Source organism: Microbacterium sp. NPDC058021 (assembly GCF_042885955.1).
In the GTDB taxonomy this organism is placed as follows: domain Bacteria; phylum Actinomycetota; class Actinomycetes; order Actinomycetales; family Microbacteriaceae; genus Microbacterium.
The window spans coordinates 1-24,816 of the sequence record NZ_JBHVRF010000007.1 but is presented as its reverse complement, the minus strand read 5'-3'; the positions used below and the strand labels follow the sequence as shown (position 1 = coordinate 24,816).

At 70.9% G+C, this 24,816-nt stretch carries 18 protein-coding genes; 7 read left to right on the top strand and 11 right to left on the bottom strand.

Annotation, left to right across the window (positions count from 1 at the left end; genetic code table 11):
- Positions 1-10: 10 nt before the first annotated feature.
- The 6 genes from ACFVR6_RS14865 to ACFVR6_RS14840 all read right to left on the bottom strand — a co-directional run bounded on the left by ACFVR6_RS14865 (position 11) and on the right by ACFVR6_RS14840 (position 10,374).
- Positions 11-3,409 carry an ATP-binding protein gene (locus ACFVR6_RS14865; protein WP_386964411.1) on the bottom strand — a complete coding sequence of 1,133 codons (3,399 nt, stop codon included), beginning with the start codon at positions 3,407-3,409 and terminating at the stop codon, positions 11-13.
- Positions 3,406-4,140, bottom strand: a complete 735-nt coding sequence (locus ACFVR6_RS14860) for a DUF4194 domain-containing protein (RefSeq protein ID WP_386964409.1) — start codon at positions 4,138-4,140, stop codon at positions 3,406-3,408. The genes ACFVR6_RS14865 and ACFVR6_RS14860 overlap by 4 nt, the downstream gene beginning before the upstream one ends.
- Positions 4,133-5,602, bottom strand: coding sequence for a DUF3375 domain-containing protein (locus tag ACFVR6_RS14855; RefSeq protein ID WP_386964407.1), 1,470 nt, complete (start codon positions 5,600-5,602; stop codon positions 4,133-4,135). Before ACFVR6_RS14855 ends, ACFVR6_RS14860 begins: the two co-directional genes overlap by 8 nt.
- Before the next feature lie 75 nt (positions 5,603-5,677).
- Positions 5,678-7,486, bottom strand: a complete 1,809-nt coding sequence (locus ACFVR6_RS14850) for a hypothetical protein (protein ID WP_386964406.1) — start codon at positions 7,484-7,486, stop codon at positions 5,678-5,680.
- A gap of 139 nt (positions 7,487-7,625) precedes the next feature.
- Positions 7,626-9,578, bottom strand: coding sequence for an N-acetylglucosamine-specific PTS transporter subunit IIBC (gene nagE, locus ACFVR6_RS14845; RefSeq protein WP_386964404.1), 1,953 nt, complete (start codon positions 9,576-9,578; stop codon positions 7,626-7,628).
- A 112-nt stretch (positions 9,579-9,690) separates the two neighbouring features.
- On the bottom strand, positions 9,691-10,374 hold the full coding sequence (locus tag ACFVR6_RS14840; RefSeq protein ID WP_386964402.1) for a GntR family transcriptional regulator: 684 nt from the start codon (positions 10,372-10,374) through the stop codon (positions 9,691-9,693).
- 157 nt (positions 10,375-10,531) lie between these two features.
- On the opposite strand from ACFVR6_RS14840, the gene ACFVR6_RS14835 reads away from it, so the two are divergent.
- Together ACFVR6_RS14835 and ACFVR6_RS14830 are read left to right on the top strand one after the other, a co-directional pair.
- On the top strand, positions 10,532-12,232 hold the full coding sequence (locus tag ACFVR6_RS14835; protein WP_386964400.1) for an L-lactate permease: 1,701 nt from the start codon (positions 10,532-10,534) through the stop codon (positions 12,230-12,232).
- Positions 12,211-15,096: an FAD-binding and (Fe-S)-binding domain-containing protein gene (locus tag ACFVR6_RS14830; RefSeq protein ID WP_386964398.1), complete on the top strand. Its 2,886-nt coding sequence runs from the start codon at positions 12,211-12,213 to the stop codon at positions 15,094-15,096. The genes ACFVR6_RS14835 and ACFVR6_RS14830 overlap by 22 nt, the downstream gene beginning before the upstream one ends.
- A gap of 5 nt (positions 15,097-15,101) precedes the next feature.
- On the opposite strand, the gene ACFVR6_RS14825 is transcribed toward ACFVR6_RS14830, so the two are convergent.
- Together ACFVR6_RS14825 and ACFVR6_RS14820 are read right to left on the bottom strand one after the other, a co-directional pair.
- Positions 15,102-16,175, bottom strand: coding sequence for a DUF998 domain-containing protein (locus tag ACFVR6_RS14825; protein WP_386964396.1), 1,074 nt, complete (start codon positions 16,173-16,175; stop codon positions 15,102-15,104).
- Between the two features lie 70 nt (positions 16,176-16,245).
- Positions 16,246-16,716, bottom strand: coding sequence for an acyl-CoA thioesterase (locus ACFVR6_RS14820; protein WP_386964394.1), 471 nt, complete (start codon positions 16,714-16,716; stop codon positions 16,246-16,248).
- Positions 16,717-16,795: 79 nt separating this feature from the next.
- On the opposite strand from ACFVR6_RS14820, the gene ACFVR6_RS14815 reads away from it, so the two are divergent.
- Positions 16,796-18,430 carry an MFS transporter gene (locus ACFVR6_RS14815; RefSeq protein WP_386964392.1) on the top strand — a complete coding sequence of 545 codons (1,635 nt, stop codon included), beginning with the start codon at positions 16,796-16,798 and terminating at the stop codon, positions 18,428-18,430.
- Here the strand turns inward: ACFVR6_RS14815 and fucO are convergent.
- Positions 18,424-19,575, bottom strand: a complete 1,152-nt coding sequence (gene fucO / locus ACFVR6_RS14810; protein ID WP_386964390.1) for a lactaldehyde reductase — start codon at positions 19,573-19,575, stop codon at positions 18,424-18,426. The two genes, ACFVR6_RS14815 and fucO, sit on opposite strands and share 7 nt — an antisense overlap.
- Positions 19,576-19,636: 61 nt before the next feature.
- Entirely contained in the window at positions 19,637-20,080 is a 444-nt protein-coding gene (locus ACFVR6_RS14805; protein WP_191719366.1) for an NUDIX hydrolase, read from the bottom strand.
- On the opposite strand from ACFVR6_RS14805, the gene ACFVR6_RS14800 reads away from it, so the two are divergent.
- The 3 genes from ACFVR6_RS14800 (at position 20,079) to ACFVR6_RS14790 (ending at position 22,476) form a co-directional block, all read left to right on the top strand.
- A complete protein-coding gene (locus tag ACFVR6_RS14800; RefSeq protein WP_386964387.1) occupies positions 20,079-21,584 on the top strand; it encodes an SDR family NAD(P)-dependent oxidoreductase in 1,506 nt (501 codons plus the stop codon). The genes ACFVR6_RS14805 and ACFVR6_RS14800 overlap by 2 nt on opposite strands.
- Positions 21,578-21,790 carry a putative acetyltransferase gene (locus tag ACFVR6_RS14795; RefSeq protein ID WP_386964386.1) on the top strand — a complete coding sequence of 71 codons (213 nt, stop codon included), beginning with the start codon at positions 21,578-21,580 and terminating at the stop codon, positions 21,788-21,790. The genes ACFVR6_RS14800 and ACFVR6_RS14795 overlap by 7 nt, the downstream gene beginning before the upstream one ends.
- 179 nt (positions 21,791-21,969) lie before the next feature.
- Positions 21,970-22,476 (top strand): flavodoxin family protein, encoded by a 507-nt coding sequence (locus ACFVR6_RS14790; protein ID WP_386964384.1) that lies wholly within the window; start codon positions 21,970-21,972, stop codon positions 22,474-22,476.
- 24 nt (positions 22,477-22,500) lie between these two features.
- Here ACFVR6_RS14790 and ACFVR6_RS14785 read toward each other — a convergent pair whose 3' ends face one another.
- Positions 22,501-24,198, bottom strand: coding sequence for an FAD-dependent oxidoreductase (locus tag ACFVR6_RS14785; protein WP_386964382.1), 1,698 nt, complete (start codon positions 24,196-24,198; stop codon positions 22,501-22,503).
- 197 nt (positions 24,199-24,395) lie between these two features.
- Here ACFVR6_RS14785 and ACFVR6_RS14780 point away from each other — a divergent pair, with 197 nt between their 5' ends.
- Positions 24,396-24,683, top strand: a complete 288-nt coding sequence (locus ACFVR6_RS14780) for a LacI family DNA-binding transcriptional regulator (protein WP_386964729.1) — start codon at positions 24,396-24,398, stop codon at positions 24,681-24,683.
- Positions 24,684-24,816: the final 133 nt, after the last annotated feature.

Below are 24,816 nucleotides of genomic sequence, written 5' to 3'. Positions count from 1 at the left end.
TGTGGATAACTCATTCGAGTATGGGTTCCCTGCTCATTCGAGTCGGCGTCCGGCCAGCCGACGCCGGAAGGCCCACCTTCGGCTTCGCCCACGAACGGCCGTGGGTGTCCTTGAGGATGTCGTACTCGACGTCGACGTGCGGCTCGATGGCGCTGTACTTGTCGTTGGGCGCACCGATGATGAGCTGGAAGCCGAGACCCCGCCAGGCGCCGATCGCGCGCTTGGTGAAGTGCGCGTCAGCCTTGATGAGAGCCTCGTCGAGGAACACCGGCGCGTAGCGGGGGCGCTCCGCTCCGGCATCCCCGAGCTGGTAACGCAGCGCCGCGCCGACGATGAAGGCGATGAGCTCCTGCGACTCGCCGCCCGACTTCTCGCCGATGTGGTCGTAGAGGGCGACGTGCTGCTTCGTCACGGCGTGGATGCGCTCCGCGCTCACGCGCACGTGGTTGCGCACATCCACGAGCTCCGCGAAGTCGGGTGCGGTACGGCGGAGGCGGTTGATGAGGCGGGACATGCGCTGGTAGACGCGCTCGCGGTCCTCGTCGCTCGCGGCCGTCTCGATGAGGCCCCGCACGTCGCGCAGCTCCTTGCGGAAGCGGCGGCGCACCTCGGACTGGGTCTCGCGCGGCGAGATCTGCAGGCGGTGGTCGTCGTCGTAGAACGGCAGGTCCTGCATGATCAGGTTGATCGGCTCGATGCGATCGCGGATCTCGCGCAGCGACCGGCTGAGCGTCGAGTCCAGGTTCGTCAGGTCGTTGCCCGAGAGCTTGAGCAGGCTGTCGCGCCACTCCGCTTCGAGCTCGTGCAGGCCGCTGGTCTCGAGGTCCGCGAGGATGCGCTCGAAGTCGCCGAGCGACTGGTCGGGGTCGGCCAGCAGGTTGGGGTTTGGCCAGCGGTCGAGGAACCCGGTGAGGGTGCGCCGCAGGCTGTCGCGCTGATCGCCGACCGCCTCCTGCGCGGCCCGCTGGTCTTCGATGAAGCGTCGGGATGCCGAGTCGAGCGCGGCGTCGAACCGGGTGAGGTCCTGCATGCGCGTGGCCGCGCCGGTGCCCTCGGGCATGAGGAACTGGCCGTCGAGGTAGGCGGTCTGATCGGCGGTCAGCGCGCGGCCGGCATCCTCGGCCGAATCGACCGCCGCCTGGGCGAGATCGACCTCGTCGGTGGTGGTGGCCCAGGCATCGGCGAGGCGCTGCTGCTCGGCCTTCGCGCGGCCGATGTCCTCGCGCAGCTGTGCCGCCTCGGCACGTTTCGCGGCGATCTGATCCTGGATGCCGGCGATGGTGGGGTTCTCCGCCGTCACCTCGTCGATGATCGCCGTCCAGCGCTCGCGCTCCTGCTCGAGGGAGGCGACGTCGACCTGGTCCCACGTCAGATCCTGGATCTTCTCGTACGCGGCGCGGCGGGCATCGAGCGCGTCGAGTTCGGCGGCGGCGTCATCGGTGGCCGACTGCGCGGCCTGCAGCTCGGCGCGGGCCGCCCCGAGCTGCGCGTCGAGCTCGCCGACGCGGCGGTGGGTCGAGAACCCCAGCACGTTGCGACGGCCGTGGCCGCCGTGCGCGCCGCGGGCGCCGTGCGACGTCTGCCCCGCGAGGGTCAGCGCCATCCGGTGCTCCGAGAGCTCGGCCGACGTGTCGACGCAGACGTAGCCGAAGCGGCGGGAGAGCTCTTCCTGCAGCCAGCCGGTGAACGGCGTGCTCTTGTAGTCCAGCCGCCCGGGGAGCGTCTGCGGGTCGCCGGCCGCGGCTTCGGGGAGCCCGGTGTGCACGCCCTCGTAGCGCAGGCGCTCGGGGGTGCGGACGGCGTCGATGGCGGCGCGGAACGCCGGCAGGTGCGCCGCGTCGATGAGGAGCGTGGTGGCGAACCCGCCGAGCGCGAGGTTGAACGCCTCGCGCCACGGCTCGAATTCGGTGCGCACCTCGACGAGCTCGCCGACGAACGGCAGCTGGTCGGTGCCGAGCCCGGCGGCGCGGGCGAGAAGTTCCCGCGATTCGCGCAGGCGCGCGGGGATGTTGTCGTGGCGGTCCGCGGCTTCGCGGCGCTCGGCCTCGAGCTCGCCCACGCGTGCCGCGAGGGTGTTGCGCTTGCCGATGGCCTCACCGTAGGCCTCGCGGAGGGTGGCCTTCGCGTCGGGGTCGGCCAGCGCCCGGCGGGCGCGGTCGGCGAGCGTGTCGAACTCGCGTGCCGTGGTCACCTGGACCTCCAGGGTGGCCAGTGCGGCGTCCAGCCGCTCCCGCTCCCGGGTGACGTCGCCCAGGCGCCGCTCCAGGGCGCGCAGCTCCCGGTGGGCGGTCTCGAGCCGGTCGCCGCCGGCGGCGCGCAGCACCTCGCCGAGACCTTCCCGTTCGATGTCGGCGGCGTCGGCGAGGGCCTGGTTCTCGCGCACCTTGGCATCGGCGGCGTGCTTGGCCGCCTGCAGCTCGGTCTCGACGTCGCGGAGGAGATCGAGTCGGCGCGAGGCACGCCAGAGCGTCGCGAGGGAATCGGGCTCGGTGAAGCGGCCGATCTCGTCGATGAGGCGCAGCCGCTCCGCCGCCTCTTCGATGCGGGCGCGTGCGGTGCGGATCGGCTCGAGCGCGCGCACCTGCTGCTGGGCGGTGAGCATGCGGCTGCGCGTGCTCTCGAGACCGTCGAAGTGCGCGACGACCGCGTCGGCGGTGGCCATGGTCTCGGGTTCCTCCAGCACCATCCGCTTGTAGAGGTCGTCGACGGTCGTGATCTGCTGACCGGCCTGGATGCGGGCGAGGAGACTCATCGCCTTCGCTCCGGCCCCCGCGGCACCGATGCCGAGCACGGCATGCAGTCGCGCCGAGAACTCGCGATCGGTGGCCACGGTCTCCAGCCCCGCGGCCTTGACCGCGGCATCCGTCAGGCGCTGCGCCGCGGCGGTTTCGAGCGAGCTGAGGTCGAAGGGGCCCGTGACCGTCGCCCGCACGCGCACGGTGTCTTCGAGCAGGCGCGCGGTCGCCGGGACGTACCAGGCGCGCACGGCGGTGAAGCGCGAGCCGTCGTGGTCGAGCCACGTCATCGAGATGGCGGTCCACGTGTCGGTGCCGTCGCCGCGCAGCACCGTGAGCTTCGTGCCGTCGTCGGTCCGGGTCTCGTCGATCTTGCCGCGTCCGTAGGAGAGGATGTTGCGCTGCTCCTGGCCCCGCGGCCGCCCCACGACCGCGCCGTTGGAGGCGCCGTTGAACGGGGTCGTGTGCGGCATCATGAGCGCGACGTAGGCGTCCATGAGCGTCGACTTGCCCGACCCCGACCCGCCGCACAGCAACGTCGCGGTGGGGGCGAACCGCACGCGGTGCGCGCCGTCGTAGCCGCCCCAGTTCACCAGCTGCAGTTCGTCGGCCACCCACTGCTGACCGCGGGAGGCGGCGGGGATGAGCCCGAAGAGCGTGTCGAGCATGGTCATCGTGCCGCCTCCGTGACGCTGTCGGCATCCACGCCGTCGGTGTCGTCCGCCGTGTCGTCGAGGTCGATCGCCGCCGAGTGCGTCGACCGGTCCGCGAGCCAGTCGCGCAGTTCCCGCAGGCGCTCAGAGGAGAGCAGGATCTCCACGAGCGGGCTGATGCGGTAGCGCCCCTCGGACTCCTCCTCGATGACCCCGTCCTGGCGCAGCCGCGCGACGGCCGCGCGGATCGCCTTCTGCCGGCGCGCGGTGCTGCCGTCGGCCTCGGCGAAGTAGGTGAGCACGGTCTGCTCGATGTCCTCGATGTCGACGCGCGCCGAGGGCTCCCCGGCGGTGCTCTCGCGCTGGTAGACGGTGCGCAGGTGCACGAGCACGAGCGTCTCGGCTCGGGAGTACGCCTCGTCGCGGAGCAGGATCGGGATCTCGAGTTCGTCCGAGCGCACCTGCTCCTTGTAGGCGACGCCGCGGTCGTGGTCGACGACGAGCCGCACGAACAGGTCGTTGAGCCGCGACTCGATCGCGTGCCGGTGATCCATCAGCACGGTCCACTCGCCGCGGTTGCGATCGGCCAGCAGGAAGCGCCGCTGCAGCAGACGCACGAGCACGCGCCGGGCCTCGGGGTCGAGGACGCCCCGGTCCCCGGCGAACAGCTCGTCGGGGTCGTGCTCCATCGCGACAGGCGCGATGAACGGCTCCTCGGTCGTGGTTTCGGTCGCGGGGGCGGTGTCAGTCATGCGGGAGTTCTTTCACGGTGCTCGCGGTCACGGTGCCGAAGGCGAAGCGGCGGCTGGTGCCGTCGGGGCGGCGGGCTTCGGCGATGGAGATGTCGCCGGTCTCGGTCATGCCGTTGCGATGGGCGATCTCCAAGAGGCCCAGGAGGTCGACGGGTCGGCGGGTGTCGTCGGCGGCGCCCTCGAATGCTTCGGCGAGATCGAAACGGTCGCCCAGCGTCGCGACGTACGCCTCGAGTTCGGCGTAGCGGGGGCCGCCCCACGCGCGCGTGTCGGCATCCACGAACTCGACGTCCTCGGCTGCCGGCAGCGGCGCCGGTGCTCCGGGCGGGTGCAGGTCGCTGAGCGACTGCCGCAGGTGCCCGATGTCGGCGACGGGGAAGGTGTGCAGCGGCTCGACGCGGTCGCCGGCCTTGGAGTCCTGCATCCAGACCTGCAGCCCCGACATGACGCCGCGCAGCAGCTCGTCGACCTGCCGGTCGCGCACCGGGTCGTGGGTGCGCACCTGTGCGGTGATGACCTGGGAGGCTCGTCGCTGGGCGGTCAGCACCTCCTGCACGCCCTGCTCCACCTGCCGCCCGATGGCGTCGAGGTCGGCGCGCTGGGCGGGCGCCATCAGGCGGGAGAACGGCTGGGTGAGCAGCGTGTGCAGCTGGTCGGTGAGGCGGTCGATGTGCTCGGGGTCGCCGATGAGGCGCAGCGCCCCCTCGAACGCGCGGCCCTCGGGGGTGGCCTGCATGACGTGCCGGCCCCGCTGCAGGTACTCGCGGAGGATCTCGCCGGTGGGGCGCACGTCACGCCGCAGGTCGGCGACGACATCGCGCTGCATGGCCTTGATCGACTCGGCGACGCGGGAGAAGTCCGCGGGCAGCTCGCGGGCCAGGTGCAGCACGTTCTCGGCCTCTTCGAACAGCTGCTCGTCGTCGATGGGCTCGGCTTCGTCGTTGCGCAGCCGGGTGATCTCGGCGTCGAGGGCGTCGCGCTCGGCGAGCAGCATCGCGATGCGCTGTTCGGGGTCGGTCTCGGCGTCGCGCGCCAGTCGCTCGACGGCTTCGAGGAGGGTCCGCACGCGCGAGCGCGACACCCGGGCGCGCCCGCCGCCCGCGCGACCGGCGATGTCGAGGGCGCCGACGGCGTGGGCCGAGAGCCGGTACACCTCGACGTCATCCTCGATCTGCGGTGCCAGCCACCCCACGCGCACCCAGTGCCGGCAGATCTCGCGGGCGGTGCCTGCGGGCAGGCGCCGGTCGTCTTCGTCGTATCCGGCGGCGCGCAGTTCCTCGAGCGCCTCGCCGATCTCGGCGTGTGCGTCGGAGACGGCGACGGCGGGCCGATCGGCGGTGAACACGATCGACAGCACGGCGACCACGAACGGCGCGTGGCGAGCGTGCAGCAGATCGAGCGTCGGGTTTCGGAACGCGGCCACCGAGCGCTGATACGCGACTTCAGCGCGAGTGTTCGACATCGCAGACAAGACTAATCGACGGTCCTGACCCTGCTCGGACACGCGCGGGTGGCGCGCCCGAGCAGGGCCTCTCGGCTAGAGGCCGGATGCCGCCGGTCGCGACCGCCGGCGCAGCAGCGGAGCGCCCACGAAGGCGATGAGGCCGAGAAGGAGCAGCGTGATGCCGAGGCCCAGCGCCGGTCCCATCTCCCCGCCCGTCGCCGCCAGCTCGCCCCGCCGCAGCTCGACAGCACTGATGACGGTCACGCCGCTGTCGGCGAAGTCGAGGATGAGGTGGTGGCTGCCGTCGGGCACCGCGCTCAGGTCGAACCCGCCCCTCACGGCACCGCGATTCCACTGCACCGTCCCGATGCCGACGGGCTCCGATCGCATGTTCCCGATGATGCTCGAGCGGGATTCCTGCATCTTCTTGACGAAGTTCGTCATGGTGTCGAACGCCTCGTTGCGCTTGTTCGACAGCGACTGCAACCGGAGCATGTCCATTTGCTGGCTGTTGCCGATCGAGTCGATCATGCCTTTCAGGCGGGTGGCCAGCACCGTCGCGGCGGGGCCGGCGGTGGCGGCGGAGGCGTCGAGGAAGGGATCGGTCGTCACCCCTGCCGCGCGCACCGCCACCACGGCCGCGTCGAAGCGGGCGGTGTCGGGCGCGTTGCGGTACGCCTCGACCGCGCTGAGGGCGGCGTTGAGCTTTCCGATCTGGTCATTGCGCGCCTGGACCTCCTGGATCTGGGAGGCCAGCTGCTGGTCGAGGAGGGTGGCGCGCTGAGACTGGACCATCATCAGGGCGGTCTCGAGGTCCATGCCCACCAGCGAGATGCCGGTGGGCGAGATGCCGGTCATCCCGCCGGTCACCGGAGCGATCATGGCCTGCACCGCCGGCTGGGCGCCTGGCGCCGGCTGGCTCATCATTCCCAGCACCTGCCCGGCGCCGTTGAGGACCGGCACGGTGTTGCCGGGGCCGGCCTGGCGCACGGCGCCGAGGAGGCCGCTGAACTGGGCCGGGGACATCGAGTCGAGCGCCCGCTGGAACGTCGCGATGCCCGGGAAGACGTAGGCAGGGGCGCCCGCCGCGGGGGGCGGCGTGGGAGCGACGGTCGGCGTCGGCGTAGGACTGGGCGTAGGACTGGGCGTGGGCGTCGGAGTCGGAGTCGGAGTCGGAGTCGGAGTGGGGCTCGGTGTCACGGCCGGCTGAACGGCGAACACGCGGCGCGGCAGCAGGTCGAAGGCGCCAACTCCTGCCGGCAGCGAGAACGCTGGGTTGTCGGCGGTTTGCGGTTCGGTCAACACGTAGCCCGGAGGTGGGAGGAAGGCCAACCGGTACTGGGCGTCGGGCAGGGCGAGCGCGGGGCCGAACGCGAAAGAGCCGTCACCGCCGAGCGAAACGCGCTGCAGCTCGGTCTCGCCGAGCATGAGGACCGCGTTTCCCGCGGACAGATCGGGGATATCCTCCACGCCGTCGATCGCGGTGATGCCGCCCGTGATGTGACGGGCAGGGAGGGGCGCAACGAGCTGCACGACGTCGGTTGTGTCGGCGCGGAACTCCCGCTTCGGGAACGAGCCCTCGCCCGGGGAGATACCGTGCCACGTCGCCTCGGCCGAGAACTGGGTGGCGGCCGCCGGGTCGATGCCGAGGCTGACGACACCGTCGGCCGCGGTCAGGCCCGAGGCCACCACGACGCCCTTCGGTTCCGTGCGCACTGTGACGACCGCGCCCGGCAGCGCCTCGCTGAGCGTGTCGTCGCCGACACGGACCTCGATCGTCACGGTGTCCATCGGCGGGACAGCGGCGGCGACCAGGGGGACCGCGGTGAGGGTCAGGCCGAGCGTCGCAAGCACGGCACCCGCCGTGCGGATCCAAGCGACCAACGGGGTGGCGCGCAACATCGGCGTCATTCGGGCTCAACTCTCGGCGCTGGGGGAGCGGAAACGACGTCGGTGACGCCGAAGGCCCAACATTAGCAGTCTCTAATGTTGGGCCTTCGGCTGACCTGATCCCCTGATCAGGCGTGATCGCGCGCCCGGGTCACCGGAATTCGATCGTGGCCTTCGCGTTGTTGAGGACGACCACCGGGGTGATGGCGGGGTGACCCGCAGCGGCGATCTTCGCCCGATCGAAGCGCAGCAGCGGCGTGCCCTCGGTGACGGTCTGGCCCTTCTCGACGAGCGTTTCGAAGCCGTCGCCCTTCATCGCGACCGTGTCGATGCCCACGTGGATGAGCAGTTCCGTGCCGTCGCCGAGCACGAGCGCGATCGCGTGGCTGCTGTCGAATGTGGCACCGACCGTCGCATCGGCAGGGGCGATCACGGTGTCGCCGGTGGGTTCGATCGCCAGGCCCGGTCCCATGATCGCGTCGGCGAAGGTGGCATCGGGCACCTCGGTGAGGGGCACGACGCGGCCTTGGACGGGCTGGCGCATGCGGATGGTGGTCGGCGGAGCATCCGTGAGGACCGCCGCACCTCCCGCATCCAGTGATGCACTCGGCGCCGTGGACGCGCGCTCGGGGGCGGCGCCGGCGGGCACCTGCACCTTGCCCTCGATGATGTCCTCCATGGCATCCTTCACGAACTGCACGTTCAGCCCGTAGACGACCTGCACCGATTTGCCGCCGGGCTTCATGGTTCCCGCGGCACCGGCGCGCTTGAGCGCGGTGTCGTCGACCTTGCTGACGTCGGCGACCTCCATGCGCAACCGGGTCGCGCAGTTGTCGAGGTCGACGATGTTGTCCTTTCCGCCGAGGGCGTCGAGGAAGCGGGAGGCGGTGACGAGGTAGGCGTCGTCCTTGCTGCGGGCGTCGTACTCGGTGTCGTCCGCGAGGATGTCGTCGTCTTCGCGTCCCGGCGTCTTCAGGTTGAACCGCTTGATGAAGAAGTAGAAGACCGCGAAGTAGATGAGGAACCAGAACACGCCCATCACCGGGATGAGCCAGGGATTCTGAGCCATCGGGTTGGTCCAGCCGAGCACCAGGTCGATGAACCCGCCCGAGAACCCGAAGCCCATCCGCACCGGCAGGATCGCACTGATGGCCATCGAGATGCCCATGAACACCGCGTGCACGAGGTAGAGCACCGGAGCCAGGAACATGAACGCGAACTCGAGCGGTTCGGTGACGCCGACGAAGAACGACGAGACGGCGCCGGAGAGCAGGATGCCGTAGGCGAGCTTCTTGCGGCGGGTCTTGGCGGTGAGGTACATCGCCAGCGCGGCTCCCGGAAGGCCGAACATCATCACGGGGAAGAAGCCCGTCATGTACTGGCCGGTGACGCCGTAGGTGCCTTCGCCGGCGAGGAAGTTGTTGAGGTCGTTGATGCCGGCCACGTCGAACCAGAAGACCGAGTTCAGGGCGTGGTGCAGGCCGACCGGGATGAGGAGGCGGTTGAGGAATCCGTAGATGCCGGTGCCGACCGGCCCCAGGGTCACGATCCACTCCCCGAAGAGGACCAGCCCGGTGTAGACGAACGGCCAGATGAAGAACAGCGCGATGGCGACGATGAGCGAGAAGCCGGCGGTCACGATGGCGACGGAGCGCTTGCCCGAGAAGAACGACAGGGCGTCGGGCAGCTTGGTGTCCTTGAACCGGTCGTAGCACCACGCGCCGATGAGGCCGCAGATGATGCCCACGAAGACGTTCTGCAGGCGCAGGAACGCCGGATCGACCTCGTTGACATCGCCGACCCCGGTGAACAGTGCGACGGTCTCCGGCTTGAGCAGTGTCGTGACCACGAGCCACGACACGAGGCCCGCGAGCGCGGCGGTACCGTCGGATTTGCTCGCCATCCCCAGCGCGATGCCCACCGCGAACAGCAGCGGCATGTTGTCCAGGAGCGCGCCGCCGGCCGCGCTCAGGAACGTCGAGACGAGGTTGGCGCCCGCCGCCGACGTGATCCAGTACCCGACGCCGGAGAGGATCGCGGCCACCGGCAGCACGGCCACCGGGAGCATGATCGATCGGCCGAGCCGCTGCAAGAACTTCATCATCTGCCTCCAGTGCGAGGGTGATCCTGTCGACCTGCGTCGTGGCAGCCGCCACGCCGCTCATCCAACCGCATGAGTCGCTGCGACTTCAATGGCGGATTCCGCAGGCGACGGGTCAGAGGGTCGAGGGTGTTGTGGCCTCGGGGCCGGCGACGCCCCCCAGCCGCTCGGCCAGGCGCTCGCGCGCGCGGCCGACGTGGACGGTGAGCAAGTCGGCCGCGGCATCGCCATCGCCGGCCTCGATGAGCTCGAGAATCCGCTCGTGCTCGGCGGCGATCAGCTCGGTCGGCAGCAGCGACGCCCCCTGCACCTGCGACATGCAGAAGACGACCTCGGAGGCGAGGGAGTCGTAGATGCCGCTCGTGCGGGAGCTGCCCAGCGCGTCGACGAGGCTGCGGTGGAAGCGCATGTCGGGGTCGACGATGTCGCGCGGCGAAGCGTCGACCAGCGCGGCGATCTCGCGGTTGGCCTGGCGGGCAGCAGGGGGCACGCGTCGTTCGGCGGCGAGCAGGCGCAGCACCTGCGCCTCGATCACGGCGCGCGTGCGATAGACGTCTCGGGCATCGTCGGGGGTGAGCCGCACGACGCGCGCCGTCTTGTGGGCGCGGCGCTCGAGCAGGCGTTCGCGCACGAGGTTCTCGATCGCCGCCTTGGCGGTCGGTCGCGCGACGTCGTAGGTCTCGGCGATCTCCACTTCGCCCAGCGCGGTGTCCGGGGTGAGCTCACCCGACAGAACGCGACGGCGGAGGTCTTCGGTCACGGCGTCGATGACCGAGACGATGGCGATGCGGGCGACCATGCTTCTCCTGCCTCCGATTCCCCGGCGATGCGGTGGAAATCCAGCATATCTACCTCGTCTGACATAGGTACTTGACTAACCTGTCTACTTGTCTAACAATGTAATTCTGACTCGCGCAATGGGCTGCGCGCCACAACCGACTCGAAGGGGAGTCCACGTGTTCCAGCAGATCCTTGATCCGGTATTCGGGTCGCTCGCGCTCTCGGCGCTCGTCGCCGTCATCCCGCTCGCCACCCTGTTCGTGCTGCTCGGCGTCTTCCGCGTGAAGGCGTGGAAGGCGGCCCTGGTCGGGCTCGTCCTGTCGATCGTCCTGGCGGTGCTGGTGTGGCGGATGCCGCCGCTGCAGACGCTCAGCGCGACGGCCGAGGGGGCTCTGTACGGCATCGTCCCGATCCTGTGGATCCTCGTGAACGCGCTGTGGGTCTACCGGCTCACCGTCGTCACCGGCTGGTTCGAGGTGCTGGGCGACCGCATCCGCGCGATCAGCGACGACCAGCGCATCCTCGCGATCCTCATCGCCTTCTGCTTCGGCGCGCTGCTGGAATCGCTCGCCGGCTTCGGTGCACCCGTCGCGATCTCGATCGCCATGCTGGTGGCGGCGGGCATGAAGCCGCTCAAGGCCGCGATCGTCTCGCTCCTGGCCAACACCGCGCCCGTGGCGTTCGGGGCGATGGCGGCCCCCATCATCGCGCTGTCGGGCGTGACCGGCATCGACGTGCACCTGCTGTCGCAGATGGCCGGTCGTCAGACGCCGTTCCTCGCCGTCTTCGTGCCGCTGATCCTGGTGTTCATCGTCGACGGCGTGCGCGGCGTCCGACAGACCTGGCCGGTCGCCGTGGTCGCCGGCATCGCGTTCGCGGCGTCGCAGTTCGTCACCGCCAACTTCATCGCCGTCGAGATCACGGACGTCGTGGCCTCCGTCGTCACCGTCATCGCGGTGCTGGTGATGCTGCGGTTCTGGAAGCCGTCGAGCACCCTCGTCTTCGACGCCGAGGACCGGGAGGCGGGAGCCGCATCCGCCTCGCGTGCGGCGGCCACCGGCCCGACGCGCACCGGGTCCGGAACGGGCCTGCAGGTCACCGAGGCGGTGAAGGTGGACACCACCACCCGCACCCGCGGCAACCTCACCTGGAACGCCGTCCTGCCCTACGTCGTGATCATCGTGGTGTTCTCCATCGCGCAGATCCCCGTGGTCAAGCAGTTCCTGGCCAGCGCCGTCACCCTCGTCTTCCCCTGGCCGGGCCTCGAGATCGTCAACGCCGCGGGCGACCCGGTGGCGACCACCTTCTCGCTCAACGTGATCGGCACCGGCGGCACGCTGCTGCTGCTGTCGGGCGTCATCGTCGCGCTCGCCTATCGCATCCGCCCGAAGGACGCCCTGGTCGCCTACGGCCACACGCTGCACCAGCTGCGCTTCACGATCGTCACCGTCGTGGCGGTGCTCGCCCTGGCCTACGTCATGAACCTCTCCGGTCAGACCCAGAGCCTCGGCGCCGCGCTCGCGGCGACCGGCGGGTTCTTCGCCCTGCTGTCCCCGGCGATCGGCTGGCTCGGGGTCGCCATCACCGGCTCCGACACGTCGTCCAACGCGCTGTTCGGACTGCTCCAGGTGACCGCCGCGGAGAAGGCCGGGCTCGACCCCATCCTCATGGCCGCCACCAACTCCTCGGCGGGCGTCCTCGGCAAGATGCTCTCCCCGCAGAACCTCGCCGTCGCCGCGGCCGCCGCCGGGATGGCGGGCAAGGAGGGCGACCTGTTCCGCAAGCTCATCTGGTGGAGCCTGGGGCTGCTGGTGGTCTTCACCGGCTTCATCTACCTGCAGTCCACCGTGCTGGCGTGGATGGTGCCGACACCGTGAGCACCATCACCCCCGGCACTCGCACCCCCGGCATCGCCCTCGAAGGCCGCGTCCCCGACGCCGTCGCCGCGGCGGTGGGCGAGGCATCCCGCATCAAGACCCGGGCGATCGACCGGGTGGCCTACGCCAGCGACGCCTCGCACTTCCTGCTCACCCCCCACGCGGTCGTCGTGGCCGAGGACGCCGCCGAGGTGGCGCGGGTGCTGCGCGCCGCGAGCGCGGCAGGCTCCCGGGTGACCTTCCGCTCGGGCGGCACGAGCCTGTCGGGACAGTCGTCGGGCGACGACCTGCTCGTCGACACGCGCCAGGGCTTCCGCCGCATCGAGGTGCTCGACGGCGGTCTGCGTGTGCGCGTGCAGCCGGGAGCGACCGTGCGACAGGTGAACATGCGGCTGCTGCGCCACGGGCGCCGGCTCGGGCCCGACCCCGCGAGCGAGGCGGCCTGCACGATCGGCGGCGTCGTGGCGAACAACTCCAGCGGCATGGCCTGCGGCATCACCGAGAACACCTACCGCACGCTGGAGTCGCTCGTGTTCGTGCTGCCGTCGGGCACGACCGTCGACTCCGCCGCGCCCGACGCCGACGCGCGCCTCAGGGCGAGCGAGCCCGAGCTGTTCTCGGGCCTCGTGCGACTGCAGCGTCGCGTGCGCGAGAACCCGCAGTCGGTCGCGATCATCGCCCGCCAGTTCTCGATGAAGAACACGATGGGCTACGGCGTCAACGCGTTCTGCGACTTCGACTCACCGGTGCAGGTGCTCACGCATCTGCTGATCGGCAGCGAGGGCACCCTCGCGTTCATCGCCGAGGCCACCTACCGCACCGTGCCGATCCAGCCCAAGGCGACCACGGCGCTCGCCGTCTTCGCGACGCTCGACGACGCCACCCGCGCCCTGCCCGACCTCGTCGCGACTGGGGCGGCGACCCTCGAGCTGATGGATGCCACCAGCATCCGGGTCGGGCAGTCGTTCGCCGATGCGCCGGCGCAGATCCTCGGGTTCGACGTCGCCGCCGAGGCCGCGCTGCTGGTGGAGTACCAGGGCGCCACCGATGAGCAGGTGGCCGCCCTCACCGCGCAGGGAGCGCGGGTGCTGGGGGATGCGCCGTTGCGCGCCCCCGCGGCGTTCTCGTCGGACCCGGTCGCCCGCGCCACGGCGTGGAAGCTGCGCAAGGGCCTCTACACGTCGGTGGCCGGCGCCCGGCCCACCGGTACGACGGCGCTTCTGGAGGACGTCGTCGTGCCGGTGCCCGCGCTCGCCACCACCTGCGAGGCGCTGCAGGAGCTGTTCGAGCGGTACGGCTACCGCGACAGCGTGATCTTCGGGCACGCGAAGGACGGCAACATCCACTTCATGCTCACCGACCGCTTCGAGGGCGACGCGGCGATGGGGCGCTTCGTCGGCTTCACCGACGAGATGGTCGATCTCGTGCTGGATGCCGGCGGCAACCTGAAAGCCGAGCACGGCACCGGGCGCGTCATGGCGCCGTATGTCCGGCGTCAGTACGGCGATGAGCTGTACGACGTCATGCGCGAGCTGAAGCGGCTCTGCGACCCCACCGGCATCCTCAACCCCGGCGTCATCATCGACGACGGCACCGATGCGCACCTGCGGGACATCAAGCTGCCCGAGCCGGTCGAAGTGGAGGTCGACCGCTGCGTCGAGTGCGGCTACTGCGAGCCGGTGTGCCCCTCGAAGGACCTCACCCTCACCCCCCGGCAGCGCATCGTGGTGCGCCGCGGGATGGCGCGGGCCGAGGCCGCCGGCGACACCGCGCTCGCCGCGGCGCTGGAGCGCGACTACGACTACGACGGCGTGCAGACCTGCGCCGTCGACGGCATGTGCGTCACCGCCTGCCCCGTGCTCATCAACACGGGCACGCTCGTCAAGCGACTGCGCCGCGAGCAGCAGAACCCCGTGCTCGCCGCCGGCTGGAAGACCGCGGCGCGGGCCTGGGGGCCGGTGACGCGGGCCGGGTCCCTCGCGCTGAGTGCGGCCGACGTCGTGCCGGCCGGGCTCGTCGGCGCCGTCACGACGGTGGCGCGGGCGGTGCTCGGCACCGACACGATGCCCGGCTACACCGCGGACCTGCCCGGCGGCGGGGCGAAGCGACGGTCGAAGGTCGGCTGTCTCGGCGGCGGCGACGAGGCACCGCTGGCGGTGTACCTGCCGGCGTGCGTCAACAGCATGTTCGGGCCCGCGGGCGACGGCATCGGGGTGACCGAGGCGTTCACCCGGCTCGTGGAGCGGGCGGGCGTGCGCGTGATCGTCCCCGAGGGCATCGAGGCGCTGTGCTGCTCGACGCCCTGGACCTCCAAGGGCTACACCGGCGGCCGCGACGTCATGGCCCGGCGCGTCGTCGACGCCGTACGGGACGCCTCCGACCACGGCGAGCTGGTCATCGTCAGCGACGGGGCGAGCTGCACGGAGGGCTTCGCGCACATCTTCTCCGATGCCGGGCTCGCCTACCGCACCGAGGATGCCGTCGACTTCGTCGCCCGCGTCGTGCTGCCCCGGCTCGGCGAGGTGGCGCCGATCGTGGCGTCGCTCGTGCTGCATCCCACATGCTCGTCCACGCAGATGGGGCTGAACCCCGCGCTGCAGACGGTCGGCGCCGCCGTCGCCTCGACCGTGACGGTGCCGGACGCGTGGGGCTGCTGCGGCTTCGCCGGTGACCGGGGCATGCTGCACCCCGAGCTGACCGCGTCGGCCACGGCCGCGGAGGCCGCGGAGGTGCGGGCTCTCGACGCCGAGGCCCACGCCTCGTGCAACCGCACGTGCGAGATCGGAATGACGCGCGCCACGGGCAAGGAGTACCGGCACGTGCTGGAGCTGCTGGAGGAGGCGACGCGCCCGCGCGGCACGTGAGGCCGTCAGGACGGGCTGGTGACCCCCAGGAACCGGATGAACACCGCGATCCAGCCGAAGACCAGCGCGAAGACGATGATCTCGAACGCGGTCAGCGAGAAGTACCCCACGACGAACAGCGCCAGTGAGGCCAGCGTCGCGCCCGCGTACACCCACGACACGACGAAATAGGTGCGCGGCATCCCGCGCAGCAGGCTCGGACCGCTGAACAGCAGCACGAGGTACATCGCCGCCATGCCGGAGGCGGACACGTTGTGCAGCACCGGGTTGGTGTGGAACGGGAAGATCCCGACGCCGGCGAGCATGATGCCCATGACGACGAAGAGCGTCGAGACCACCCGAGGCGCCCGCGTCTTGGTGAGCACGCCGCGCTGCACCAGCTCGGACATGTCGTGGGAGATGTAGACGGCGAAGGTCGTCACGAGCAGTCCGCCGGCGATGAGCGTGCCGTTGAAGATCTGGCTCGATGGGTCGGCGAACGTGCCGAGGTGGCTGAAATGCACCCGCCACCACTGCGGGTCGGGTGAGGTGACCATCGAAGTCAGCACGCCGATCACGACGAAGGCCATGAGCAGCGTCGACATGCGCTGGGTGCCCATGTGCGCCGCCGAGAGATAGGTGATGTACACCGTCACCCCCAGCGTCACCGCCATCAGCACGACCGCCCAGAACGGGATCACGGGCAGCCCGATGAACCCCGCCGCCAGCACGCGGTACAGCGCGAAGGTGGCCAGGAACGCCAGCACCGCATGCACGATCACCACCGAGACGGTGTTGACGATGTACTTCCACGGCGGCAGCTCGCGCCGCCACTCCTGCCCCGGCCGGTCGCGCGCGCGCCAGTAGCCCAGCGTCGACGCGACCGCGGCGACGATCGCGCTGCCGACGGCGGCGAACGGTGCGAACGGCGCGTCGCCGCCCAGTCCGAGCGCCGGGACCAGCAGGGCCACGAGCAGGCCGTAGAGGCCGCCGATCGCTCCCGCGCCGAGGGACAGATACACCGCGTCGGACTCGGCGCGCCGCGTGGTCAGCGTCGCGCCGGCCACGGGCAGTGCGGCGGCTTCACGGGAACGCGTCATGCGGAGATTCTGGACCTCCGGCCTCCCGGGCGTGGTCACCCGTCCCGGGTGATCTCGCCGGCTCCCGGTGTCAGGCCGTGGGCAGCTTCACCGTGCCGGTGCCCGGGTGCTCGCGCGGCATCCGGTCGCGGTCGTAGGTGATGTCGGTGAAGCCGTGGGGCTTGGGCTTGCCCTCGTCGTCGAGACTGACGAACACGATCTTCTCGATCGTGAGGATGCGCTGGCGCGTGATCATGTTGCGCACGACGGCCCGCATGGTCAGCGACGTGCGGCCGAAGTGCGTGGCCGTCAGCCCCATCTCGACCAGGTCGCCCTGCAGGGCGGAGGCTTCGAAGTTGATCTCCGAGATGAACTTCGTCACCACGCGGTAGTTGCCCAGCTGCAGGATCGCGTAGATCGCCGCTTCCTCGTCGATCCAGCGCAGCAGGCTCCCGCCGAACAGTGTGCCGTTCGCGTTGAGATCCTCCGGGCGCACCCATTTGCGGGTGTGGAAGTTCACGCCCTCCTCGGACCAGTACCAGGAACCTTCAGCCTTGCTCATCCTGCAACGCTACCCGCGCCGCCTGAGTCCTCACTGGGGCAGGGCCGTATCGCGGTGCGCAGGAGTAGTGTGACCCGACGTGAACCAGGACACCGAGCGTTACCACCGCCTCCGCTGGTGGGGTCTGGCGGCCATCTCCGTCGCCGTCGCACTCATCATCATGGACTCCACGATCGTCTCGGTCGCGGTGCCCAGCATCGTCGAGTCGCTCGATCTGACCACCACCCAGATCCAGTGGGTGCAGGAGGTCTACACCCTCGTCTTCGCCGCGCTGCTGATGGTGTGGGGCACGACGAGTGACCGTCTCGGTCGCCGCCGGCTGCTCGTCATCGGCGTCGTGGTGTTCGTCGCCTCGAGCATCCTCTGCGCCTTCGCCCCCGACGGCACGTGGCTCATCGCCGCCCGCGCCCTGCAGGGCGTCGGCGGCTCGATGATCCTGCCGACGACGCTTGCTCTGCTGAACGCCACGTTCCGCGGCAAGGAGCGCGGCATCGCGTTCGCGGTATGGGGAGCCACGATCGGATCGATGGCCGCGGTGGGACCCGTGCTCGGCGGCTGGCTCACGAGCGCGTTCTCGTGGCACTGGGCCTTCTGGATCAACCTGCCCTTCGGTGTCGCCGTCATCATCGGCGTCATGCTCTGCGTTCCCGAGTCCCGCCAGCGCGACGCCGGCCGTTTCAGCGACTGGATCGCCGTGGGCACGTCGGTCCTCGGGTTCGGCCTGCTCGTGTTCGCCCTCATCGAGGGGCGCGCCTACGGGTGGTGGGAGGCCACGGATTCGGCGCCGTTCAGCCTCGGCGGGTTCAGCGTGATCCCGGTGATCTTCGTGCTGTCGATCCTGGTGCTCGCGGCCCTGGTGTGGCGGGAGCGCCGCCGGGTGGCCGCTCAGAAGTCGGTGCTCATCGACGTGTCGCTGTTCCGCATCGGCACCTTCGCGAACGGCAACATCACCGCCCTGACCGTCTCGCTCGGTGAGTTCGGGCTCATCCTCTCGCTGCCGCTGTGGTTCCAGTACGCCCGGGACATGAACGCCCTGGAGGCCGGGCTCGCGCTGCTGCCGCTCGCGGTCGGCTCGTTCCTCGCGAGCGGGTCGATCCAGTCGCTGTCCAAGCGGCTGTCGCCGGTGCAGATGGTGCGTCTGGGCGTCATCCTCGAGATCGTCTCGCTCGCCGCCCTCGCCCTGCTCATCCGCCCCGACTCCACCCTGTGGGTCACCGGCGTTCCCCTGTTCTTCTACGGCATGGGGGTGGGCTTCGCCACGGCGCAGCTGACCCAGCTCATCCTCGTCGACGTGCCGGTGGAGAAGTCGGGCCAGGCCTCTTCGGTGCAGTCCACCTCGCGCCAGGTGGGTTCCGCCCTCGGTATCGCCGTGCTCGGCACCGCGCTGTTCACGACCCTGCGCCTCGGCACCGAAGCGCGCCTGAGCGACGAGATCGCGGCGGATCCGAAGGTGGGGGAGCTCGTGGATGCCGTCTCCACCTCCGCCGGCGCCCTCATCGGAAAGCTGAGCGAGAACCCGGCCACCGAGCCCATCGCCACGGCCGCCCGCGACGCGCTGACGCAGGGCGTCTCGGTGGCGGCCTGGGTCGCGGTGGGCGCGCTCGTCTTGGGCCTGCTCACGACCATCCCCCTCGGGCGGCGTGCCCGGGAGGAGGCCGTCGCAGCTCCGCCTGCGCCGGCGGCGTCCCCGGCGGTCGACGGCAGCGGTCAGTAGATCGACGCGTAGAGCTGCTCGATCTGCTCGACCGTGACCTCGCGGGGGTTCCCGCCGCGGCAGACGTCGTCGTACGCGGCCTGGGCGAGCGCCGGCAGGTCCTCCTCCTTCGCGCCCACGTCGCGCAGCGACGTGGGGTTCCCGAGCTCGTGGATCAGGTGCACGACGGCATCCACGGCCGCTGTGCGCGCCCGGTCGATCGACATGCCCGCGGCATCCGTCACGCCGAACGCCTGCGCGATCGCCCGGAACTTCTCGCCCGTGGCCTGCGCGTTGAACGCCATGACCGGCGCCAGCAGGATGCCGTTGGCCACCCCGTGCGGGGCGGCGTAGAACCCGCCGAGCGGGTGCGCCATGGCGTGCACGAGACCGAGGCCGACGTTGGAGTAGCCCATGCCGGCGATGTACTGGGCGAGCGCCATCTGCTCGGCCGCCTGCGGATCGCCGTCCACGCTCGCGCGCAGCGACGAGGCGATCAGCTCGATGGCCTTCAGGTGGAACATGTCCGACAGTTCCCATGCGGCGCCGGTGGTGTAGCCCTCGATCGCGTGCGTCAGCGCGTCGAGCCCGGTGGCGACCTTCAGCGCTCGGGGCGCGTCGGCCATCATCTCGGCATCCACGATCGCCAGGACCGGGATGTCGTGCGGGTCGACGCAGACGAACTTGCGGCGGCGCTCGGGGTCGGTGATGACGTAGTTGATCGTCGTCTCCGACGCGGTGCCTGCGGTCGTGGGGATCGCGATGATCGGGACGGACGGGTGCTTCGTGGGCGCGACGCCCTCGAGGGAGCGCACGTCGGCGAACTCGGGATTGCGGGTGATGATGCCGATCGCCTTGCAGGTGTCCTGCGGTGAGCCGCCGCCGATCGCGATGAGCACGTCGGCACCCACCTCGGCGAACGCCGCGACGCCGTCGGTGACGTTCTGGATCGTCGGATTCGGCACGACGTCGGGGTACAGCTCGTACGGGAACCCGGCTTCATCGAGCAGGGTGAGCACGCGCTGCACGATGCCGGCCTCGACGAGCACCGGATCGGTGACGATGAACGCCTTCGTGAAGCCGCGTCGGCCGAGCTCCTCGGGGATCACGCCGATCGCGCCGGCACCGAAGTACGCCATCTGATTCCACACCATGCGATTGACCATGCTTCAGCGTAGCGCTGTGGTCAGACCACGCGCAGGAGGGGTGGCCGTGTTTACCCGGCGCTCACGCGGGCAGGAAGTACTCGCGGGCGAGCGGGGCGATCTCGAGGTGCTCGGCGTCGGCGCGTGTGATCCACCGCAGCTCCGCGATCTCCGCGGCGGCCTCGGGCTGCTGCGCGCCGATGTCGGCGGCGAAGACGTCGGCCACCACCTCGAACCCGGGCTCGTTGGCTGCGGGCGCGGCGAACGCGCCGAGCGAGCGCAGCCGATCGGGCGCGACGCGGATGCCGATCTCCTCGGCAAGCTCCCGGCTGAGGGTCTCGGCCGGCGTCTCTCCGGGCTCCGGCTTGCCGCCCGGCTGCATGAACGCCGTCGTCCCGGTCTTGCGCACCACGAGCAGCCGGCCGGCGTCGTCGAGGATGACCGCGGCCGACACGTGGATGCGGCGGACGGCGGCGTGATCGGCGGGGGTGGGGGTCACCGTGGCACGGTAACAGGTTTCCCCCATGCGGCCCGACGTAGAATCCCTTGTGCCCCCTGCGACTTCCTCCGTGTCCACCCTGCCCTCCAGTGGCATCGATCCCGCGGAGCTGGAGATCACCCTCCGGGTGCTCGCGAGCATGGATCAGGTCGATCAGAGCCACCCCGACTACGTCGCCGTGCGCCAGGCCACCGCCGCGATGTTCAAAGCCGTCAAGAAGGTGCGCCGCCGCGAGATCCGCGACGCGATCGCCGAGGCCGACCGTGCCGTGGTGGCCGCCACCGCGACCGGCGCCCCCGATCGCATCGACGACGAGACGCGCGGCATCCCCATCTCCACCGCGACGACGGCCCCGACCGCCGGGACCCTGCTGAAGGCGCGCGGCTGCTACATCTGCAAGCAGCCGTACACGGTGGTCGACGCGTTCTACCACCAGCTGTGCCCGACCTGCGCGGCCATGAGCCACGCCAAGCGCGACGCGCGCACCGACCTCACCGGCCGACGCGCGCTGCTCACCGGTGGGCGCGCGAAGATCGGCATGTACATCGCGCTGCGGCTGCTGCGCGACGGCGCGCACACCACCATCACGACCCGCTTCCCGCGCGACGCGGTGCGCCGGTTCAGCAGCCTGCCGGATGCCGCCGAGTGGCTCCACCGCCTGAAGATCGTCGGCATCGACCTGCGCGATCCCGCCCAGGTGATCGGGCTGGCCGACGACGTGGCCGCCGCGGGGCCGCTGGACATCCTCATCAACAACGCCACCCAGACGGTGCGCCGCTCGCCCGGCGCCTACCAGCCGCTGGTGGATGCCGAGCTCGCACCGCTGCCCGACGGACCGCTGCCGGAACTCATCACGTTCGGTCACACCAACGACCGGCATCCGCAGGCTCTGGAGCGCTCGGTGAGCGCGCACCCCATCCTCGCGGCGGCCGCATCGCGGGCGGACGAGCTGACCGAGCAGGCGATGGCGGCGGGGTCGAGCTCGCTCGAGCGCCTCGCCGCCGGCACCGCGATCGACGCCGGTGGGCTCATCCCCGACCTCGAGGGCATCAACTCCTGGACCCAGCGCGTGGAGCAGGTCGACCCGCTCGAGATGCTCGAGGTGCAGCTGGCGAACACGACGGCGCCCTTCCTGCTGGTGTCCAAGCTGCGCCCGTCGCTCGCGGCGAGCGAGGCGCGGCGCACCTACATCGTCAACGTCAGCGCCATGGAGGGCGTCTTCGGTCGCGGGTACAAGGGCCCCGGGCATCCACACACGAACATGGCCAAGGCCGCCGTGAACATGCTCACCCGCACCAGCGCCCGCGAGATGTTCGAGAACGACGGCATCCTCATGACGAGCGTCGACACCGGCTGGATCACCGACGAGCGCCCGCACCCCACCAAGGTGCGCCTCGCGGAGGAGGGCTTCCACGCCCCCCTCGACCTCGTCGACGGCGCCGCGCGCGTGTACGACCCGATCGTGCGCGGCGAAGCGGGCGAGGACCTCTTCGGCGTGTTCCTGAAGGACTACGCGCCCGGCTCATGGTGAGACTGCCCGCCCCCGGTCGCCGCGTCGTGGTGCGCTACCTGCTGTCGAGCGGCCAGGCCACCGACGCGCTGGGCGAGCTGCTGAGCGCGGATGCCACGACGGTCGTCGTCGACGGCAAGCGGGGGATCGAGCGCATCGCGGTGGCCGACATCGTGGCCGCGAAGGAAGTGCCGCCGCCGCCCGCACCGCGCCCGCGCGCGCAGTAGCCGGTCACCGGGCGCCCGCGCCCGCCGCGCACAACGTCGCCATTCCGCCCCGTTTTCGGTGCTGCGGGGGCGGTTCGGGGGATCCCGGCGCCGGATCGGCGACACGGTGCGTGCGCGAGGCGGGTGCCCCGGCGGCCGATGCGGCGTAGCGTGGGGTCAGCGGGTGTGCGGGAGGAATCATGCAAGCGCTGGTGGTCTATGAGTCGCTGTGGGGCAACACCGAGGCGGTCGCGCGGGCGATCAGCCACCGCTTCTCCTCGACGATGGCGGTGGAGCTCGTCGTTTCGGATGCCGCGCCGCCGGACTTCACGGACGTGGATCTGCTGGTGGTCGGGGGGCCGACCCACGCGTTCTCGATGACCCGCGCCACGACCCGCCAGGACGCGGTTGCGAACCAGGGCGCACCGCGCGCACCGGTGCGCGGCATCCGCGAGTGGCTCGCTGACCTGGACCGACCGGCGACCCCGACGCGTGCGGCGACCTTCGACACGCGCACCGACAAGCCGCGCCTGCCGGGCTCGGCCGCGCGCGCGGCGGCGAAGCGGTTGAGCAGGCTGGGTTTCGACCTGATCGGCGAGCCGATGTCGTTCCGCGTGAGCGGGTACGGCGGGCCGCTGCTCGACGGCGAACTCGAGCGCGCCGCCGCGTGGGCGACGCAGCTCACGACGGAGCTGCCGCCGCACTGACGCGCCGCACGGCGGCGTGCAGAGTCAGGCCGAGGCCGGCTCGCCCACCCGCTCGGTCGCGTGCGTGCCGGCCTGCCACGTGAGGTAGCCGCCGTCGAGGTTGCGCACCCGGCGCCCGCACTGGGCCAGGATGCGCGCGGCGGTGTGACCGCGCTGCCCGACCTGGCAGTGCACGATGAGGTCGCCGTCCGGCAGCGCGTCGACGCCGTCGCGGAGCGTGTCGAGGGGGATGTTGACGCTCCCGGGGATGGCGCCGCCCTCGTACTCCTGGGGCGAGCGCACATCGATCAGGGTGGCCCCCGCCGCCATCGCGGCCGGCAGTTCGTGCCACTGGAGGGTGTCCGTCACGCCGCTGGCGAGGTTGTCGGCGATGTAGCCGACCATGTTCAGCGGGTCCTTCGCGGAGGCGTACTGCGGAGCGTAGGCCAGCTCCAGCTGCGCGAGCTCGACGGCGGGGAGCCTGGCATGCATCGCGGTCGCGATCACGTCGATGCGCTTGTCGACGCCGCGGCCGCCGACGATCTGCGCTCCGAGGATGAGACCCGTGTCGGGGTCGACCATGACCTTCATCGCCATGCGCTCGGCGCCCGGGTAGTACCCGGCGTGGTCGGTGGGGTGGGTGTGGATCACGCGGTGCGCGCGCCCCGCGGCGGTGAGCCGCTGCTCGCTCCATCCGACGAGGGCGATCGTGAGGTCGAACAGCCCGACGATCGCGGTGCCGAGAGCGGGGGATGCCGCGGCCGGCGGGGCGTCGAGGTGACCGGTCTCCCAGCCGATGACGTCGGCGGCGGCGCGACCGTGACGGTTCGCCAGGCCCGCCATCGTGACGAGGGTGGGTTCGGACGAGACGGCATCCGTCTTCTCCGCCGCGTCGCCGACGGCGAAGACGCGGGGGTCGTCGGTGCGGTGGTGGCCGTCGACCGCGATGCCGCCCGAGGGGCCCAGACGCAGGCCCGCGGCGGTCGCGAGGTGTGCCGCCGGGCCGATGCCGCGCGCGTCGATCACGAGCTGTGCGGTGATGTCGGCACCGTCGGACAGGGTGACGCCCGTCGGGGTGAGCCCGGTGACGGTCGTGCCGGTGCGCAGGTCCACGCCGTGGCGGGCGAGTTCGTCGGCGACGGGGGAGGCCATCTCGGGGTCGAGTGGGCTGAGCGGGTGGGCTCCGCGCTGCACGAGCGTGACGGCGAGGCCGCGGCGCACGAGGTTCTCGGTGGCCTCCAGCCCGATGAATCCGGCGCCCATGACCACGGCGCGCGCCGCGGTGGCGGCGGGGAGCGAGGCGAGCACGTCGGTGACGCGATCGACGTCCTCGATCGAGCGCAGCGTGACGACCGGCGGGGCGTCGCCGGCGGCCGGCGTCGTCTGCAGCGGGGTGCCGCCCATCGCGAGGATCAGGTAGTCGTACGCCTCGGTGAGCGTGGTGCCGGTGCGGGAATCACGGGCGGTCACGGTGCGCGCCTCGCGGTCGATGGCCGTGACGTCCTGCTCGGTGCGGACGTCGAGAGCGAATCGCGACCGCAGCGACTGCGGTGTCTGCAGCAGCAGGGAGGAGCGCTCCTCGATCACGCCGCCCACGTGGTAGGGCAGGCCGCAGTTGGCGAAGCTGACGTGCCGGCCACGCTCGAACACGACGATCTCTGCCGACTCGTCGAGGCGACGCAGGCGCGTGGCCGCTGACATACCGGCGGCGACGCCGCCGACGATGATGATCCGCGTGGCCATGTCAGCGGTCCCCGAGTCGGCGTGCGGGCAGGCCCGCACGCTTCTGGACGCTATGACGCTGGGTCCTCGGTCGACGCATTCCGGTTCTCCGTTCCTCGAAGGGGAATAATACCCCCAGGGGTATCCTCATCCAGGTGGCGCGGTGATGCAAATCGAGTGGACTGATCAGAGGGTGCGCGCAGGGAGTTCCGGCGGTGATGTCGAGTCGGCCGCGCCTCGTTCGACGTGAGAGTGCGGGCGTGCCGTGCGCTCGGCGGGAGGCGGCCATGGACCAGGGGCGAACACCGACCATCGAAGACGTCGCTGCGGCGGCCGGAGTCTCGAGATCGACCGTGTCGCGCGTCATCAACGACGACGAGAGGGTGAGTGCGCGGGTGCGGACCCAGGTGCGGCGTGCGATCTCCGACCTCGCGTATTCGCCGAACCCGGCGGCGCAGGCACTCGCGCGGGGCGGGCGACGGGGCGGTGCTGCGGGGGTCGCGTGAGGGTCGCGAGATTCCATGGCCTCCTCCCCAGTGGGGTATTTTGCGGGTTGTCCACAACGTGGGTTGATCTGGGTTTTCCGGGCTCTCAATGTCGGTGGGGGTCGGCAGGATGGGGGTATGAACAGTTCCCCGA